Genomic DNA, 19,267 nt, shown 5'->3' with positions numbered 1-19,267 from the left:
ATTTCCTTTTGTAAAAAACTCTTTGCATATTAATACACAAAGAGTTCTTAAAAACATTTAACTAACTGCTAATTTTGCGCAACTTTAATTTTGCCAGCAATAATTTCTGTTCTCGCCTTTTGGACTGCTGTCCAAGCTTTAGGCGAAAGGTTACCCTTAGTGACGGAAACACCGTTACCCTTTAACGAGTAAACTAAATGCTTGCCACCCGGGAACTTGCCTTTAACAGCGTCATCAGCTAAAGATTTAGTGACAACATTTAAGCCTTTCAGCACTGAAGTTAAAGTAAAGTTAGCTTTTTTACCATCTTTTGCCTTATATTCGCCCATGTTTTGCTGGTCAACGTCAACACCAACAACCCAGACTTTTTGATCAGCTAGACGTGTTTGGTTATGTGCTTTTGCTTCTTGGAAAACACCATTTCCGGCAGAGCCAGCAGCTTGGAAAATCACATCACATTTATCTGCATACATCGATTGCGCCATTGATTTAGCCTTATCAGTCGAAGTAAAGTTGCCAACATATTGGGAACTGACAGTAATTTTCTTGTGCATTGCCTTAGCTGCGTCTTCAACGCCTTGCTTAAAGCCGCTTTCAAATGAGCCAATAATCGCTGACTTGGCACCACCAATAAAACCAACCTTGTTAGTCTTAGTGGAGTACGCTGCAGCAACTCCGCCTAAATATGAAGACTGGTTACTCATAAAAGTTACAGAAGCAACATTCTTTTGACCAGTAATCACATCATCAACAATTACAAAGTTTTTCTTCGGGTTCTTTTTAGCAGCTGCGCTGACAGAGTCCTTTAACAAATAACCGATACCAAAAATTGTCTTATAGCCTGACTTAGCAGCTTGATTAAAGTTAGGCGTGTAGTCAGTGGCACTATTTGACTGGAAATATTGATAGCCACTGCCTTTTTGCAAGTTGTGCTCTTTACCGTAAGCTTTAAAGCCTTCCCAAGCAGCCTGATTAAAAGACTGGTCGTTGATACCATTACTATCTGTAATTAAAGCAATACTGTCCTTTTTACTTTGCGCGGTTGAATTCTGTTTTTTACCAGAACAACCACTCACCAGTAACGTAAATGACGCAGCAAGTGCTCCTAAAGACAAAAGCTTCGTAAATTTCTTACCCATAATTTTTTCTTACCCTCCACAAAATACGAACTTTTCATTAACTACTTTATTATAAAATACGTATAATTTCAAGAATAAGATGTAATATAAAGGGCTTAAAAAACTATAGTTATGTTAAAGGCGAACTATTTAGCAGGGTGAATTGGCACTTTAATCTTACCAGCAATAATTTCGCTGCGTGCCTTCCGCGAATAGTTCCATGCAGTATCATTGATATGACCACGCATAATGGAAACACCATTTGTATCAAGGCCGTAAACTAGTTGCTTACCACCAGGGAACTTACCGTTATATGCACGGTTGGCAATATCATGAGTAGCTACATTTACGCCTGTAATGACGGAGGTTAGGACAAAATTATCTTTTTTACCGTCCTTAGTCTTGTAGTTGCCGAGATATGATTGGTCGACATCAACGCCGATAACCCAAACTTTTTTATCTGCAGCACGGTTCTGGTTAATAGCTTTGGCTTCTTGGAAAAGACCATTTCCGGCTAATCCCGAAGCATGGAAGACAATATCCGCTTTTTTAGCGTACATTGATTGGGCAATTGCTTTTTCTTTATCAGCACTAGTAAAGTTGCCAACGTATTGATTTAACAGGGTAATTTTCTTATGGAGCTTTTTGGCTTGGTCATTCACACCTTTAGTAAAGCCAGCGTCGAAGAGGTCAATAATATCACTGTGTGCACCACCGATAAAACCAATTACATTAGTCTTAGTTTGGGTAGCGGCAGCAACACCGGCTAAATAAGAAGCTTGTTCACTCTTGAAGTTTGCAGAAGCAACGTTCTTTTGGCCCTTAACCACGTCATCAACAATAACGAAGTTTTTCTTGGGATCCTTTTTGGCAGCTGCGCTAACAGCATCTTTTAGACTATAACCAATACCAAAAATGGTTTGATAACCGGCCTTGCTTGCCTGATCAAAATTTGGTTCGAAGTCTGCTGCACTGCTTGATTGGAAGTACTGGTATCCATTACGGCCACGCTTGATGTTATGTTCTTTGCCGTATGCCTTAAAGCCGCGCCAAGCTGACTGATTAAATGAATTGTCATTAACACCAGCAGTATCAGTAATCAGCGCGATTGAATGCTTAGCATTATTGGTAGAATTACCACTACCGCCCTGTTTTTTGCCAGAACAAGCCGTCAGGGCAATTCCCGCCGTAACTGCCACCGTTGCAAGTGAAAAAATCTTCTTAATATTAGTCCTCATCTTTTGACCTCCTGTTTTTTTACATTACCTAAAATATCAATATTTAGTAGCTATGTCAAAAGAACAGCACAACATAGAGTGTTGATATCATGCGGTTTGCATTTGGTATAGACCATAATGTAAGCTTAATGCTATCTATTTTTGTATGCAACAAGCACAAAAACAAAATTTTTTTGATTTTACGAATTTATGTAAAGTTATCCTGATAGGAAACTTCTTTACTCGCTATTAAAGTAAAAACTTTTAGGCTAAAATAAGCTTAAATATCAGCAATAAAAAAGAACCACGATTGACGTGGTTCACTAAAAATTAACGGTTAAATTCTATGAACAAGATTTTATACAAAGCAACCTATCAGTCGCCTCTTGGCGAAATGATCCTTTTAAGTAGTGATCAGCACTTACTCGGTCTATGGTTTAATGATCAAAAATTTTTCGGCGCAAACTATCAGCTAGAACAAGCGGATGAAAAAATAGTGTGGCCACTTAAGCTGACATTACAGTGGCTAACCGAATATTTCTCCGGGCAACAGCCCGATCCATTCGCGGTTCCAATCAAACCAGAGGTAACACTTTTTCGTGAGCAAGTTTTTCAGGAATTACAAAAAGTTCCTTACGGACAAACTACAACTTACAAAGAGTTATCTGACCAGTTGCAAAAACAGGAATCGAAAAAGATTAACAAGGCACGGGCGATCGGCGGAGCTGTTGGTCACAATCCTATTACCCTGATTATTCCTTGCCACCGAGTTATCGGCCAGGATGGCTCATTAATTGGATATGCTGGCGGAATTGAGCGCAAACAAGCCCTATTACAAATGGAACAGGCGCTGTAGCACTTTTAAACATCCCATTCCGCCATAAATTCTTTAACAAAAGCACGCATGAATTCTGTTCTTCTGTGTGCTTCTTTTTTACCGCCAGCGGTATTCATCAAATCTTCAAGTTGGAATAACTTTTCGTAAAAATGATTGATCGTTGTTTCCGTATGTTCACGATATTGATCGTGACTGACCAACTTCTGGGGCTTAATTTCAGGATCATAAATTGCATTTCCGTGAGCACCACCATAGGTAAAAGCACGGGCAATTCCCATGGCTCCTAAGCTTTCAATTCGGTCCGCATCCTGAACATATTCACCAGATACTGGCAATTGGTAATGATGCTCAATATTTTGGGAGAAAGACATATGCTGAATCGTAAACAAAATATCCTGGACTTCTAATTCAGTAAAACCAGCCTGGGGTAATAGCTGTTTAATTTGCGCGATAACCGCCTCAGGGTCCGCACAGATCTTTTCGTCAATCGTATCGTGCAGATACCCTCCTGCTTTAATAATTGCCACCATGCGGCTATTAGGTCGTGCATCTGGGTTATCCTGCAAATACATTTGACTTGCTAAATTGGCAACTCGCCGACCATGATAAAAATCATGCCCAGTTTTTTCGTCTTTTAATTGCTGTTTAACAAAACTGGTAATCTTATCTAAATCCAACTTTATCTTCCCTTCCTTTCACTAAGCCGCTTCCCAGATTTGAACTGAGGACCTCCTCCTTACCACGGCGGTGCTCTACCTCCTGAGCTAAAGCGGCAAGAATATTCTATCAAAAAAATATCCACCATGTCCGGTGGATATCTCCGCAGTAATTAATTATTCTGCACTTGAGCGAAATTTCACTGCTGTTCCATAGGCAACAACTGATTGCATGTCACCACCAATTGTACCAGAATCAAAGCGCATCATCACAATTGCGTCAGCACCTTTTTCCACAGCTTCTTGCCGCAAGCGCTCTAAAGCTTGTTCACGTGACTTTTGCAACATTTGTGTATAGCTGCGGATTTCTCCACCAACCATTGACTTTAAACCTGCACCGAAGTCTTTAATCATATTTTTAGACTGGGTCGTTAAACCAAATACTTCACCGATAACCTCGTATTCCTTACCAGGTATATTTTCAGTTGTTGTAACTAATATTTCATCATTACTCATAGGTGAGCCTCCTTTATTAGGGCCTTTTAGTCAATAAGTTTATATTGCTAAAACCAAATTATGAATTAACAGATAGTAACATGTCAATCATAAATCCAAAAATAATAAAACAAATATTTACAGTCGCTATTTAATCACTGCTAGAATCTTGTTGCTTAATGCGGGTGGCATCAAGTTGATTTTTAACAATTCAGACAAAGTAACCCAAGCCGGTCGATAAACATTTGTACTAGTTGACCGCTCTTTTTCTTCGCCGCTAATGTCAGGCACAGCTTTTTGCCGATAATCAGTTAAAAAGAAGTATTCATCATCGATCACAAACAGTTGCCGTAATTGTGCTGACGTTAACTCTATTTGTAATTCTTCATTAATTTCTCTAATGGCAGTTTCTCGTGGCGTTTCACTCCTTTTTGCACCGCCGCCAGGGACTACCCAATAATTTCGCTGCTTTTTTTGCCGATGAATTAATAAAATTGCCGTCAAATCAGGATTATAAATGATTACCCTAGCGCGCATAGCCTATCATCCCCTCAAAAATTAGTTAATTCTATTTTAAACCACTTAATGCCTTTGCCCCATCATTTTGCCAAAAATAAAAACGACCCACTTTGTAAAATGCAGTAGGTCGTTTCTTAATCGTCAAATTAGGCAGTAATATTAACTAAGGTGTACTTTTTCTTCCCTTTACGGACAATAACGTATTTACCAGAGAAGGCCTTTTCCGGATCAACTACAAAATCAACAGATTGTTGCCGGTCACCATTAATATAAATTGCACCGTTAGTAACATCTTCACGTGCTTGGCGCTTAGATGATTCAATCTTTGTCTCAACTAGGAAGTCAACAATGTTCTTTGCACTAGCATCTGCTTCAGCCGTAGGGGCACTCTTAAGTCCCTGTTCAATTTGCTTAACGGTCAAGTCCTTGATATCACCAGAAAATAGTGCATCAGTGATCATTTCTGCTTCTTGCAGGCCCTCTTGTCCATGAACAAATTTAGTTACTTCCCGAGCTAAAGTCTTCTGCGCAGTCCGTTTCCATGGCTCATTCTTAACTTGTTCTGCCAGCTCATCAATTTCTTCGTGACTGAGGAAAGTGAAGTATTTCAGGTATTTAACAACGTCACGGTCATCTTGGTTTATCCAGAATTGGTAGAACTCATATGGGCTGGTCTTTTCCGGATCAAGCCAAACAGCACCACCGGCTGATTTACCAAATTTAGTTCCATCAGCTTTTAGCATCAACGGAATGGTCAAACCAAATGCTTGGCGATCAGAACCCAATAATTTATGAATCAAGTCAATTCCTGCCGTAATGTTGCCCCATTGGTCACTACCACCAATTTGCATTTGAACACCGTGTTCTTTATTCAATTGGTAAAAATCAATGGCCTGCAAAATTTGGTATGAAAATTCAGTAAATGAAATACCATTTTCTAACCGATTGGCTACAACATCCTTACTTAACATGTTGTTTACTTGGAAATGTTTCCCATATTCACGCAAAAATTCGATCAGACTCAGTTTATCCAACCATTCAGCATTGTTAACAATTTCAAAGTTCTCGGTCCCAAACAGTTTTTCCATTTGTCTGGTTAAAGCCAATTCATTCTGGTGAAGTTTTTCTGCACTAAGCAATACTCGTTCAGAGCTTCTACCAGATGGATCACCAATCGTACCTGTTCCACCACCGATAACAATAACTGGGTGGTAGCCTGCAAGTTGAAATCTCTTCAAAATCATAAAAGGAATTAAGTGACCAATATGAAGTGAGTCACCTGTTGGATCTGTACCACAATATAAGGCTAAATCATCGTGCTTTTCAAGATATTCAGCCAAACCTTTTTCATCAGTTTGCTGGTTAATTGCGCCGCGCCATTTTAAGTCCTCTAAGATATCAAAATTCGCCATCATTTTCCTCCAATAAAAAATCCCTAGATTCTAAATCGAATCTAGGGACGACTAAATTACTTTTTCATAGCCGTGGTACCACCCACGTTTGCGTTCAAATAAACGCCTTAACTTGGTCTTTAAAGAAACCACCCTGTTATTTGTATTTCGCTTTCTTCGACCTGTCTAGCTCACACCAGCCGCTAGTTCTCTGTCCGCTGAATCGAAGTGCTACTTAAATTGATTATAAATGATCATACTCATTTTTATTTAATAAGTCAATATCCGTTTTTACTTGTAGAATCCTTTAATTCCCAAACCATAAGCCTTACCAGCAGTCATATCATACTGAATAGTCTCATAGTCGGACAATAATTCTTGTTGCTTCTTAGTGAGATATTTTGGATCAATTACTTGACCCTTGCGACCAATTAACTCATAACCCTTATCGCCATCAAAGTTAATGGTAATTGCAGGCAGTTTCTTATGAACCTCAGTTAAGAGTGCTTGGTATGGCGTTACCTTTGAATCAGTTTGTTCCAACATCATTGCAATAAAGTCACTGGAACTGACAAAGTTATTCGCCTTCCGTGGCAATCTCGTCTTAGCACCGTGTTCACGCGCATATTTATTTGAATAAATAAAGTAGCGAGTTGAGTGCATTTGTACCGGATATTTCGCAGTATAACTTTGTGAAATAATGCTTGGGTAGTGGTCACCATAGAAGACCAAGGTAATCGGCTTCTTAATTTTATCAATCTGACCGATAAATTGTTTAACCGCCTTATCAGTGTATTGCGTCCCCTTGACATATGTTGCCATCTGTTCACGGACAGCAGGGGTGTTAAACAAATCACCGGAAATCTTGCCCATGTATTCGTTATGCGGATACCAATTGTTATAAGGCATGTGGTTCTGAATTGAAATCAGGTTAATAAACTGGCCGCCCTTACGTGAATTAATTTGGTGTAAACCATTTGCATACGTTGTAAAGTCGGAATTATAACCACTCTTGCCCAGTTTCTTTTGGTCAATAATCTTATACTTGGAACCGGCATAAACAAACTTATCGAACTTAAAGCGGCGATAATCTTCACGTCTTGAATAGTATGTACCAATAAATGGGTGAACAGCAGATTTGTAATCAAAGTTCATTCCAATTGTTGGGTAAAAGTCATAATTTGGCACAACCTGAACATATGGTGTCAAAGTTGATTTAAATAGACCCATATTCAGTCCGGTTAATGTCTCCCACTCCATGTTGGCAGTACCACCACCGTATCCAGCACTAAGCATCGTACCATATGAAGAACGTGACTTCATTGATTCAATAAATTTAACTGGATTTGGAGCGGAACGCTCAAATTTGATTGTTGGGAAGGTATTTGGATCAACAAAACTTTCACTCAAGTTAAAGACAATTGTTTGCTTTTGCAAATCGTTCTTGCGGTTTTTGTTAATCCTACTTGCTACCTTAGAATACTTGTCATTTAGCTGCTTGATTGTTGAAGCAGAATAGCCTGTTGCAGGCTGATCCATAATCTGCAAATCAATGTAGTTCAAGAAGTTTAAGACTGGCCCATTAACCTGAATATCCCGCTCAGGATTCCTAAATTTCTGCCGGTTATCAAATCCACGGTTAATGTGGTAAATAACCCCACCATCATGGTTAAAACGAAGTGGCGTCATGAATAAGAGCAAACTAATCAGTGCCCAGATCCCACGCTTTTTCCATGAACCATGTTTTTTGACTGTAAATTTAAGTTCTAAGAAGACATCAAGTGCGATGACAATGACAATGGCTATCAAAATAACGATAACCAGCTTCTTGCCGACCATCGGCAAAAGTGTCTTCCAGTTAACGATTTCACTAATTTCAGTTGGGTAAATAGGTTCCCCGCGAAGAAGAAGCTTAATCTTATTCGCAATTGCCCAACCAATCGCAATTAAGCTGACAAGCATATTGGAAGTCCAATACCTAGTCGTAATAAAGTAAAAAATGGAGAACAAAGCATCTAAAAAGATCGTTGTCAAAATGATGGCAAAGAACTTCGTGCCTAGCAAGTAGACAATCGCATTAATAGTTGCAGCAGTACTGATTTGAATCCGCAGATTGTCTGACTCAATTAGAAACGAGCCAAAACTCAGGATATAAAACCAGGCCCATGTTAACAAGTTAACCCGGTTTCTAATAATAAAGCGGGTAAATATTTGCCAACCTTTTTCACAGATCTTGGCTAAACTGGACTCATGGTTTAAATAATCAATTACTTTTGCACAAGGCTTTAGCTTAAATAAGTACCGCTCCAGTAACTGATCCCAAATAATCGCAATAATAACCATGAGAACAATCATGATTAACTTGTTAATCATAGATGAGCCAGTGAAACGGAAAGCATTCATGAACCGATTAGAAATCGGTGCGTCCATCAACATAATTACGGGTATGAAGTAACGCATTTGCTTTTCACTAAAAGTCATGATTACTTTCTTGAAAAGCAGAAAGGCAGCAACTACCAGTAAAAACATAAATGGCGAAGACGGATTGTTTAGAAATTCCCGATTCCAATCACCACCACCGTTGCCGGAAATGATTTGTGACCAATAAACGGCATCAAAACCAGAAACGCCGATTACTACAACAAAAAACGAAACTAAGCCACTTAATAGTGCAAGGACTAAAACCTTACCCTTAATTTCAACGTTAGCTAAGAACATCCCCCAAGCAAAAAATAAGATGAGGTATAGTCCATACAATGAATACTGGAATGTCAAATTCCCCGCACTCAAAGCAAAGCCTAGCAAGGTTAGAATACTTAAAACTAAGAGATTTTGCTTTTCTGTTAATTTGTGTTGTAAATCATAAAGACGTGGTTGCACCAGCATACTGAAAAACAGACCCGCAAATAAAACGGAAGTGCTAGTGATAATTGGAAATAGCATCCCAAACACACGCCACATATTAAAGCGACCAGGCACCTTAATGAAGAAAAGAATGTAATAAACAATTAGCGTGACAATTGCCATCAGCCAATACTTAAAGCTTTCGCTCACGCTTTGCTTTTTCTTGCTATAAACAGCACCAAAGACCATTGGTACAATCATGATCGTTGCGTTGTGCAGCATATTCGGCATAAAGCGAACAAACGAATAATGTGCACGGGCAGCAATTCCCTTCAAGCTGTACATCTGGATCAGCATGAAAAGTGTAGCTGCTAGCAGACAAACAATCTGCACAACTTTTAACGTTTTTTTATTTTTATTCATGTTTCTAGTATCTGTCCTCACTAAAAAATGATGCTATCAATTATTGCACTTTTATCCCCAATTTTTTCTTAATTGAGTATAAAACATCAACTTTTTTGCCTTTACCCGTAAAAAAGTCAACTAGATCATGCCTAAACTTAAAGGTCATGATTAGTGTAATGAATAATAATACGATGCCGGCTTCCTTAACTTGAGTTAATTCATAAAGGCTGAATAATAAAATAAAAACTAGCGGCGGAAGCGTCAGATTTTTTAAAACAATCATTAGTATTAGCGCAATCAGTAGCGTTACAGCCGCAGCCCGAACATCATAGATTGCTGCAAACCAAACAGCTACAGTCACGCCTTTACCGCCCTGAAAATGATCCCAAAAAGGAAAACAGTGGCCTAAAACTAATCCAAGACCTGCATATACGAGTGCAATTCTTTCTGCTAAAAGATGGTGTACAAGTAGCAAACAAATAACAGTTTTGGCAATATCGCCAATGCAGGTAATTATACCCCATTTTTTACCAAAAACAGCACCAACATTTGCAGTTCCCGGGTTACCCGAACCAACTTTGGTGGGATCCTGATGCAAGCCCAGCCGACAAACTAAGACGGCGAATAGCAAGCAACCAAAAGCATACCCAATTAGAGTGGCCCACAATCGTGGCATTAATTTTCACCTTCTTCCTGTTGATCCTGCTGATTCAAATAATCTTTGTAGATATTATAATCTTGCGTTGCAGGATTGGTAAAATTAAAACCATGACGTTTGTTGCGTTTATTTTGGTAAGTTTCATTGTTATTGACTGTCATCGACTTAAGCCCTAATTCGGCGCGTAAATAATTCGAAACGCGTTGCAATTCAGCAGTCGATTGTACCTGGTAAGAGGCACCATCAATTGTAGCATTATGCCCGTGTAAATAGTCATTTTTGACATTCTTAGTCGAACCACGGTAATTAAAGGCAATCTGCTTTAAAGCATCAAAAGGCAAGTTCGTTTTTACATTACCCGAAATAGACGTTAAAACAGAGTCTAGCTGCGGCAACGTATTTAAAGAAACTGCCTTATTAATTAAAGTCGTGATAACTTGACGCTGCCGCTTTTGTCGGCCGTAATCTCCCTCAGGGTCATCATAACGCATTCTTGAATAGGCTAAGGCGCCGCCTCCACCCATATGAGTTAACTGGCCTTTCTTAAAAATATAGCCACCATACTCAAAGCTAAGCGTTGGCCGAACATTAATCCCGCCAACATAGCGAATTAGGCGCATGATTCCCTTCATGTTAACCAGTGCATAGTATTTAATGGGAACATTAACTAATTCCGAAACACTATTCATAGCCATTTTGGCACCACCAATAGGATAAGCAGCATTGATTTTTTCAATCTCAAACTGCTCCGCACCAGCCATTTGCGCCATTGTATCACGCGGAACAGACATTAATGTGTACCGCTTTTTTTGCGGATTAACAACTGCGATGATGATTGTATCCGTATTGCCGATTTTTTCCTTACGATCAAGCGCGCCCGTATCTGTCCCCATCAGTAAGACAGCGAACTTCTTTTTACCATCAAATTCGCCCTTTTTAATTTGGACGTGATTATTGCTGTCATAGGTATTATCAACTGCGTTCTTTGTTCGAAGATAAACATAAGACGAGTAGCAGACAGCAGCAATTAAAGCCAGACCGATGAAAAACTCTAAAATATGCCGTCTTTTTTTGTAATTTCGTTTATTCACTTCAACCCGCGTCTTTGCCGGGTGGTTATCGTTGTGATCCATATTTTCTTTTATTTACCCAATTTTTACATACAATGAGTACATTATAGCAAAAAAAACAAACCGCTGTCGGTTTGTCTATAATATCTTATTAAAATCATTAATTTATTTAACTTAATGTAAGAGTTAGTGTTAACTCCACGTCACTATCACCGTCAAGCTTAGCTTTATCAAGCATGGCAACGATCTGCTTATTTTTAATTGCTAAGTCAAAATTAGTAGATGCAAGCTTAATTGTTACATCCTTTTTGCTTAACTCAATTTCGTTCACATTTTCACTTTCTGTCCAACCGTTACTGATTGGCAAAGTAAATAAGACGGAAAATGGCATCTCCTTATGTGAATTGTTTTTTAAATAGTATTTAATTGCGACGCGATTGCCTTCAAGTATGTAAGACAAGATTGCTTCAAAATGATACGGAAACCTTTTATAGCTCGCACTATCATCAATCAAAGCTAAACTAACCCGTGCATCTCCTTTATCGACAACAGTCCAAGGCAAGAGCTCAGCCCAATTTTCACCTTGGTCATCACCCATAAAGGCAATCCCTAACTTCTTCTGTGAGTCGCCATCTTTGAAATAATCAATTTGATCATGTTGTGATACAAAATTAACTAATTGTGCATCCTTTTCATCAACAGCAGCACGCAGAATAGAACTTTCTATTGTTTGCATAGCTTACTCCAAACTTTCTCCCTCATAGAAAATAGCACGTAAATGGCACTTATGTCAATTCAGGCACGAAAGCCAACAATTTTCTAGCGAAAACAAATATTAAGAAAATTTAATTGATAGAAGATTATACTATAAAATCACTTAATAATGGAAGAAAAAAGAAAATAACCGCTAATCGTTGACTTGGCACCATTTTTTACAACCTATTTTTTAAAGAAAATAGCCTAAATTATTAGCAAAAATCACTTTAATATACTATAATATGTTTGTTCCCGAGAATTATAATTAGTTTTTGGAACAAGTTAATAAAAAGGGCACCCCAATAATTTGGGGTGCTTTTTTTAGCTAAATTTCATAATTAATTCGATCACGTGAGGCCTCAGTTAAATCAGCTGAAACTGGAGCAATAAAAGAACCATCATCAGGAAGATGAATCTCGCTTTCTTTACTGCATTTTGGTAATTCAACTTTATTATACAACCTGCTAGCTAAGGTATCGGCAGCCATTTTCATTGACTCGCGCAAACCTTCGCCTTCAGTAATTCCACCTTTAACATCAGGAAAATTAATTACATAAACATCATTTCCTAAGGGCTTAAAAATAGCTGGATAAGTTACAATTCTATGGCTCATCTACCAAACCTCCTCAATCTCGCTTGGTTTATTTTTACCTATATACCATCATATACCTAAAATAGTGCTTAGAAGAAATAATTATGAAAAAATTATTGTTTATCTTATTTTTTGTTAGATATTTTCCATTTTGTTAACTAGGCGAATACCATCCACTTAGGACACTAATTTTTAAATCGAACGCAAAAAATGTTGCTGCATTTCTGCACCAACATTTTTTCTTTAGCATATTTTTAATAAAAAAAGCAATTACTTTTGTGCGTCTTTTTTAAATAAGCGCCAACCACTTAAAATAACAGTTATGAGGCAAATAATCATTGAAATCATGAAGACAACATGCATGCCGTAAATGAAAATTTCTGGTTGTTTAGGCAAATATGCGGTAACCCGTGCACCCTTAGCATGACTCATTGCAGCAAATAAAATCGTTGTTGCACTTGAAATACCAATTACCATTCCCAAATTACGTGACAGGGAGTTAATACTGCCGGCAACACCAAGGTCTTTTTGTTCAACAGAGCTCATTACCAAAGAATTGTTCGGTGAACTAAAGATACCACTACCAAGCCCCATAATAGCGATGCTCACAATGAACAGCCAAATGGATGAGTGCAGATTGCACAGACTGTAACCGATCTGACTGATTAGGAGTAGTACTAACCCAATGAAGGTAATTAATTTTGGTCCAATCTTATCAGAAAGCGTACCGGCAACTGGTGCGGCAAAAAGTTGAACTACTGGTAAAATCATCAAAATTACGCCTGCTTGGCTCGGTGCCAAATGAAGGGCATTTTCAAGATAAAATGGCGTAACAACATTAAAGAAGAAATTCGTGATAAAGATTAATAATGCACACAACAAGCTGACTGAAAAATCAGGATTTTTAAACAAGTTGAATTGCAACAACGGATTAGTTGTATGATTTTCAACATAAACAAACCAAACAAAACTAGCTATACCAACGATTAACATAACTAAAACAGGCATTGCGGTAAAGCCAAGTTGCTGACCTAAGAATACGCCACCAAACAAGGTAACCATCCCCAAGGCAAAGCTGAATGAACCAGTTTTATCAAGCGGTGCATTAGTAAAGGTAATGTCTTTTGGTAGGTAAATTGCACCAATAATAGCAGCAATAATACCGACTGGAACATTTAGCCAGAAAATATATGACCATGAAAGATGGCTTAAAATTAATCCGCCAAGGCCAGGTCCGGCAATTGAACCCAAGGCCACAAATGAACCAATAGTTCCTAGTGCCTTCCCGCGTTCAGTTGATGGGAAAATTTCGGTGATAATCCCATTATTAGTTGCCATCGTCATTGCAGCACCAAACGCTTGCAATGCCCGGGCAGCCAGCAAAAAGACTAGATTAATCCTTAAACCTGATAACAGTGAACCAGCAATAAAGAAAATTGCTCCCAACCGGAAAATTTTGATTTTTCCGTGAAGATCACTCAGTTTGCCAAAGAACAGAATAAAACTGCAGACTACTATCAGGTATAAGGAAACAACCCATTCCGACTGGCTCATTGGAATATGCAGGTCATTACTAATTACCGGTAATGCAATATTAACAATTGTTCCGTCTAACGTTGACATAAAGGTAAATAACCCAACTGCCACCAATATCCACCATCTATTTTTTTGCACCTTTTGGTTAGTTTGGTAACTCAAAGTTTGTGTCATTCTTACCAATCCTCTCAATTTCAAATTTAGTTAGGTACCTTAATGATTTAAATTATACACTTTTTTTCTTAGGTGCCAAGAAAAAATACGGCCACATTATATGATGTGACCGCTTACTTTTATAAGTAGCTGTAAAAGCCTTGAGGCTGTAGGTAATTCAGACCATTATTATTTTAAATTTTGTCCAAAAAATGGTAAATAAATTTAGCTAATTCACACTTAGCCGGTATTAGGTTGCAGTTTTTGACCCAAAGAGTTGTCGACTGGTAGAAATTTACCGATTAGGTTAAAAATAGCTGGGAGTAATGCTAAATTTGCCAGTTAAAAAGCGCTCATTTTGCAATGAACGCTTTTTAATTATTTAGTAAAACGATAATAAGAATTGGCGCACTTCCTGCGGTGACTTAGCCTTCAATAGACGATTAATGTTTTCCTGGTTTCTTACAATGTCTACAAGTTGTTCAAGTGCTTTTTCGTGCTCTTTTTCTTTTCCCGGTGAAAGGACAAACATGCATGTTACCCAGGCAGATTCCCCACGTGAACAAATTTCTAATGGCTGATCGAGTAAGATTAATGATAAGCCAACTTTCTTATTGCTATTACTTGGGGCAGCATGGGCCAAAAAAATGTTATTGGCAATCAACATATACGGACCATAACGATTAATCAATTGAACAATTTTTTCAAAATAAAATTGGTCGATGATTTCGTCTTGTTCAAGTAAATTACACCCCCATTTTAAAACCGTCTGCCATTTGAGTTGATCTTTTTTCTGCAAAACTTTAATGTGTTTAGCCGGTAAAAGATTGCTCAGCGTAGGCAAGTCTGCTTTATAATTTTTTTGTAAACCCGGAAAAATAAATTTATCCAAGCTAAGCCGTAAGCCCTTTTCATCTTTTACATCTGCATATTCATTAATAATGGAAACCAAGCTGTTTACTGCGCTAGCATTATGTTCGAGTTTACGTGGAACTTCCTGGCGCAAAAAACTGTCAATAATTGTCTGGTCATGCTTAGTTAAAACGGCTTTGACCTTTACGGCTGGAATGGGATATTTGCCCTTAGGCAAAGTCGTGGTACTAATAATCAGTTTGGCCTGGTAATTATGTTGGAAAATTTTAGCCAAATCGCGAATTTCTAGCGGTAAAGAAAATTTGATTAGCGGATAAGTTTTACTAAGCTCGTGGTATAGCATCGCTGACGTCCCAATTCCACTCGAACAAACCACTAAAACTTCGGCAAGCAATGCCCGTTTTAACTTATCACTTTCAGTAAATTCCTGGTATTCCCGATTATTGACCGAACCAAAATAAAGACAAATCAAGGCAACTTCTTCACTAGGTAATTTTTTCCGTAAATAATGCTCTAACGGAGCACAAGCAATTGCCGTAAACTTGATTAACACGGGATACTGCCACTTAATCTCATCAACCTCACTGGAAGAAAACGGGATACCGAATTTTACCCGGAAAAAGGTTGCATAGAGATGATTACACAAAGTCTTAGTAAACACACGGTACGAAATTTGCTGTTCAGTTAATTGTTCGTAGCGAAAGATTATTTCCTGAGCAATATTATTAATATCGTGGTACAAATTTTTATTAATACAATCAACTTCTGTTGCCTGGGAGCACAAGAAAATTTTACTGAGAAAAACAATTTCTCCTTTTAACTCCTTATTGCCACCAAGTTTAACAAGTAATTTGGTACAGGTAGGCAACACATCTTTAGTATTTTGAGCTATCCACTGCCAGTTTTCACTTCTATCAATAGTTTGATTGTGCGTGATCCGCCACTTAGTAAACAACAACAGGTACGTTAGTTGCTGCAGCGAATTTTCAGAAAAGCTCATGTGCAGTTGTTGCTGCGCCTTGATAACCAATTCCTTGGCTTGAGAAAACGAATAATTTAAGCGATTGATAAAAGCATAAACGAGTTTGTCTTGCCGCAGTAATAATTCATAAACTGTCAGCCGAATAGAGTTTTCATCACTAATAATACGGTGTCCTAAACGCGAACTACCGATTTTTAGTGCCGGAAAATGCCGTTTGAGAGCCTTAAAGTCCTTAATAATGGTATTGCGAGAGCAATGAAACATCTTAGCTAATTGATTAATTGACAGGTAATGCTTTTGATCCAGCAGTAATAAAATTATCTCAGTTTGCCGCTCATGCGCATTTAAAATAGTTTCATGACCCATCTGCGGCGATGACACCTTCGCAATTTTTTGCGTAAGACTTTTCTTAGTCCGGTCAGTTAGTTTATAGCCGTAACGCGGAATATTAACTACTTGATCTAATTTTTGCGCTTGAAGCTGCTGATTAATTGTTTTCAACCAGTTAAAAGCCGTCCGTCGTGAGATTTTAAAAGTGGTTAAGATTTCTTTCAAACTGACAAACCCAGGTGCTTTTGCCAAATAGTTTAATAACTCCCGAGCTCTTGTTAAACTGGCAAAATTGCTTGCCGTCACATTAATCACCCTTTAAATGCAGTAGTATAAGAATTTAACAGCCTCAGATTACAAATCTAACTTATCGATTACTTCATCAATAACTTGGTCAATCCCAATATTGGTTAAAAGCGGCAAACCATTAATGACGGGAATTTTAACCGCATCATTATCATATTGCGTCGTCGTAATAACTAAATCGTAGTCCCCAGCTAATGATTCAATCTGAGCCACAGAAGATTGCCCTAAAGTATATTCATCTTGCGCTATTCCCCTGTTAGCTAGTTCTTCTTGCAGCTTATTCATTGCTGATGTGCTAGTAACAACACCAGCTCCACATGCAACTAAAATCTTTTTCATCTGTTTTCTCCTTTATCACTATTTATAATTAAAACTATTTCTTGTTTTGGTTAGCAGCCGCTGCCTTTTCTTCTGCAGTAATCTTTTTACAATTCCACCAGCATAAGCCAACAATTAGCACAATCCCAATTGCATACGCCGCAATTTTATAAGGTGCGATTTGAACAATTAACCAAGGATATGGGTTAGAACCGTAATCAATACTTGAAATGAGGGATGAACCCTTTGGAATGGCAAAGTGGGCTGCACGGGCACACTTAGTTATTAATGGTGCCAAATTAGTCCCGATCCAAAGACCAATAATGACATTAATGGCCCCGATAATAAATGATCTAAAGAAATCTCCGTGGGTGATTGAAACTATCAGTGGAAACATGAAGACAAAGCCGACCAATCCAATCGTTGGTAGAAACTGGTTGCCTGGCAAAATAAAGGCAAACAACAATGCTACTGGAATCATTAAAGTGGCACAGGCTAAGACGACTGGACTACCAATTCCGACAGCAGTGTCCATTCCAATGTAAATCTTTCTTTTACCGGCAAATTTTTTCTGGGTAAATGACTGAATTGCATCAGATACGGGAACAACTCCTTGCAAAAGCAAGGCAGCCATCTTTGGTGTAATAATCATCACCGCTGACAAAGTAACGCCCATTAACATAATTTTGCCCAACTTAGTTGCAATGGACATCCCTGGAATAAAGCCATAAGCAAGAATGCCAATGATAATGCCGATGGCAAAACCAAGCAATGTAGGTTCTCCCCATGAGCCAAATTTCTTATTGAAATCCTTGGCATCCATATGGATTTTATTGATACCCGGAATCTTATCAATTAACCAGTTAAAAACAACTGCAATTGGCACAAACGAACCAGCATAGCCGTGGGGAATGGAAATTCCCGGTAAGCCCAAGTATTTTTCCGATAATGGTGCAGTTCTGTCAGCAGTTACCATGATTACAATCATATTAACACTGGCTAAAAATAGACTAAGTACGATATCTTTGGTTAAGGCATAAACTAACGAGCCACTAAAGGCAAAATGCCAAAAATCCCAGATATCCACGTCAATGGTTGACGTAGTTTTCGTTACCAGCATTAAAATGTTAATGGCAATTCCCAAGGGAATCATACTAACACCAACTGCGGTGCCGTATGCAATCGCTGAGGCTGATGGCCAACCGACATCAATTACCTGCAAGTTCAAATGCATTACTTGAATCATGTTTTTAATCGCAGGATTCATTACATCGGTCAAAATTGAAACGGTGGCGTTCAGACCGATAAAGCCAATGCCGACCATCAAACCACCACGTAACGCTTTAGTAAAAGGCACTCGCACGCAAAGTCCAAAGATTAACATAATTATTGGAATTAGGACGGTAGGCCCTAAGCCAACAATATACATAATGAAATCAATTACCGGTTTCATAAATAATTCCTCCCAATCTTCTTACCTAATATATTCAGATACAGCTTCGTATAGTTTCTGTTGATCCGTCATTTTCTCTAACCGCTGCAAAAGTTCTTGGTCTTGAAACAATGCCATTAATTTTTGCAGTATTTTAACCTGACTATGCGGATTTTTGAGCGCCAGCATAACAATAATCTGAACATTGACCGTTTCGGCAGTAACCGCCATATTATGAAAGGCTACCGGTCTTGCCAGCGTCGCAAACGTAATTGCCGCCTCTTTAACATACTGAACATCAGTATGGGGAATCGCAACTGCAATCTTGCCACTGGGCAGACCTGTTGGATGAATCTGCTCACGCTTAAGAACTGCTTGCTCGAAATCAGCCTTAACCTTTCCTTGTTTTTTTAGCTGACCCGCCAGAAAATGAAGGGCTTCAGTAGCATTATTTACTTTAAGATGCGCAAAAACTAAATCTGAACTTAAAAGTTCCATTAATTCACCTCCATTCTTTAGGTCATTTCACCGTTAATTTAATCATTACCACTTTTCCGTGATAAGTCTCTGGTGCCGGTAAAATTCGGTGCAACTAATGCACTAGCAAAAGTTGGTGATAAATTACGTGCTTTTCTCAGACTATATTCAGACCATATTTAGAATAAATTTCGCCAAAATAAAAAATCACATCTAATTGAAGCTAACCCCTAAAACTGGACGTTAGTTTTATATCATTTTACTTAAGGCTTGATTCCGATATTGAATCGGAGTTAAGCCT

Annotated in this window: 17 protein-coding genes and 1 tRNA gene; 1 reads left to right on the top strand and 17 read right to left on the bottom strand. The window is 38.3% G+C overall.

The window, feature by feature from the left end; all coding sequences use genetic code 11:
• Positions 1-68 precede the first annotated feature (68 nt).
• Positions 69-1,139, bottom strand: coding sequence for a BMP family lipoprotein (locus tag J3U69_RS05450; protein WP_220268515.1), 1,071 nt, complete (start codon positions 1,137-1,139; stop codon positions 69-71).
• A 125-nt stretch (positions 1,140-1,264) separates the two neighbouring features.
• A complete protein-coding gene (locus tag J3U69_RS05445; protein WP_103752250.1) occupies positions 1,265-2,356 on the bottom strand; it encodes a BMP family lipoprotein in 1,092 nt (363 codons plus the stop codon).
• Between the two features lie 334 nt (positions 2,357-2,690).
• Between J3U69_RS05445 and J3U69_RS05440 the strand changes: the two genes are divergently transcribed.
• A complete protein-coding gene (locus J3U69_RS05440; protein WP_267413411.1) occupies positions 2,691-3,191 on the top strand; it encodes a methylated-DNA--[protein]-cysteine S-methyltransferase in 501 nt (166 codons plus the stop codon).
• A 5-nt stretch (positions 3,192-3,196) separates the two neighbouring features.
• Here J3U69_RS05440 and J3U69_RS05435 read toward each other — a convergent pair whose 3' ends face one another.
• The 15 genes from J3U69_RS05435 to J3U69_RS05365 all read right to left on the bottom strand — a co-directional run bounded on the left by J3U69_RS05435 (position 3,197) and on the right by J3U69_RS05365 (position 18,987).
• On the bottom strand, positions 3,197-3,850 hold the full coding sequence (locus J3U69_RS05435; RefSeq protein ID WP_220220181.1) for an HD domain-containing protein: 654 nt from the start codon (positions 3,848-3,850) through the stop codon (positions 3,197-3,199).
• Between the two features lie 24 nt (positions 3,851-3,874).
• A tRNA-Thr gene (locus tag J3U69_RS05430) sits at positions 3,875-3,947 on the bottom strand.
• A gap of 59 nt (positions 3,948-4,006) precedes the next feature.
• A complete protein-coding gene (locus tag J3U69_RS05425) occupies positions 4,007-4,345 on the bottom strand; it encodes a heavy metal-binding domain-containing protein (protein ID WP_103752923.1) in 339 nt (112 codons plus the stop codon).
• Between the two features lie 126 nt (positions 4,346-4,471).
• On the bottom strand, positions 4,472-4,861 hold the full coding sequence (locus tag J3U69_RS05420) for an NUDIX domain-containing protein (RefSeq protein WP_267413320.1): 390 nt from the start codon (positions 4,859-4,861) through the stop codon (positions 4,472-4,474).
• A gap of 128 nt (positions 4,862-4,989) precedes the next feature.
• The gene (gene tyrS / locus J3U69_RS05415) at positions 4,990-6,255 is read right to left on the bottom strand and encodes a tyrosine--tRNA ligase (protein WP_267413319.1); all 1,266 of its coding nucleotides are present in this window, start codon (positions 6,253-6,255) and stop codon (positions 4,990-4,992) included.
• A 270-nt stretch (positions 6,256-6,525) separates the two neighbouring features.
• Positions 6,526-9,501: an LTA synthase family protein gene (locus J3U69_RS05410; protein ID WP_267413318.1), complete on the bottom strand. Its 2,976-nt coding sequence runs from the start codon at positions 9,499-9,501 to the stop codon at positions 6,526-6,528.
• Between the two features lie 40 nt (positions 9,502-9,541).
• On the bottom strand, positions 9,542-10,159 hold the full coding sequence (locus tag J3U69_RS05405; protein WP_220220184.1) for a glycerol-3-phosphate acyltransferase: 618 nt from the start codon (positions 10,157-10,159) through the stop codon (positions 9,542-9,544).
• Positions 10,159-11,274 carry an LCP family protein gene (locus tag J3U69_RS05400; RefSeq protein WP_267413317.1) on the bottom strand — a complete coding sequence of 372 codons (1,116 nt, stop codon included), beginning with the start codon at positions 11,272-11,274 and terminating at the stop codon, positions 10,159-10,161. The genes J3U69_RS05405 and J3U69_RS05400 overlap by 1 nt, the downstream gene beginning before the upstream one ends.
• 106 nt (positions 11,275-11,380) lie before the next feature.
• The gene (locus J3U69_RS05395; protein ID WP_267413316.1) at positions 11,381-11,947 is read right to left on the bottom strand and encodes an aldose epimerase; all 567 of its coding nucleotides are present in this window, start codon (positions 11,945-11,947) and stop codon (positions 11,381-11,383) included.
• A gap of 345 nt (positions 11,948-12,292) precedes the next feature.
• Positions 12,293-12,580 (bottom strand): type II toxin-antitoxin system HicB family antitoxin, encoded by a 288-nt coding sequence (locus J3U69_RS05390; protein WP_220220187.1) that lies wholly within the window; start codon positions 12,578-12,580, stop codon positions 12,293-12,295.
• Between the two features lie 249 nt (positions 12,581-12,829).
• Positions 12,830-14,269: an MFS transporter gene (locus J3U69_RS05385; RefSeq protein WP_267413315.1), complete on the bottom strand. Its 1,440-nt coding sequence runs from the start codon at positions 14,267-14,269 to the stop codon at positions 12,830-12,832.
• Between the two features lie 361 nt (positions 14,270-14,630).
• Positions 14,631-16,685 carry a BglG family transcription antiterminator gene (locus J3U69_RS05380; RefSeq protein WP_267413314.1) on the bottom strand — a complete coding sequence of 685 codons (2,055 nt, stop codon included), beginning with the start codon at positions 16,683-16,685 and terminating at the stop codon, positions 14,631-14,633.
• A 102-nt stretch (positions 16,686-16,787) separates the two neighbouring features.
• Positions 16,788-17,078, bottom strand: coding sequence for a PTS sugar transporter subunit IIB (locus J3U69_RS05375; RefSeq protein ID WP_103752936.1), 291 nt, complete (start codon positions 17,076-17,078; stop codon positions 16,788-16,790).
• 34 nt (positions 17,079-17,112) lie between these two features.
• The gene (locus tag J3U69_RS05370; RefSeq protein ID WP_267413313.1) at positions 17,113-18,510 is read right to left on the bottom strand and encodes a PTS galactitol transporter subunit IIC; all 1,398 of its coding nucleotides are present in this window, start codon (positions 18,508-18,510) and stop codon (positions 17,113-17,115) included.
• A 21-nt stretch (positions 18,511-18,531) separates the two neighbouring features.
• Positions 18,532-18,987 carry a PTS sugar transporter subunit IIA gene (locus J3U69_RS05365; RefSeq protein WP_267413312.1) on the bottom strand — a complete coding sequence of 152 codons (456 nt, stop codon included), beginning with the start codon at positions 18,985-18,987 and terminating at the stop codon, positions 18,532-18,534.
• Positions 18,988-19,267: the final 280 nt, after the last annotated feature.

The organism is Lactobacillus sp. B4026 (assembly GCF_026535825.1).
GTDB lineage: Bacteria > Bacillota > Bacilli > Lactobacillales > Lactobacillaceae > Lactobacillus > Lactobacillus panisapium.
The sequence above is the reverse complement of the archived record's forward strand: the minus strand, read 5'-3'. Positions and strand labels throughout refer to the sequence as shown.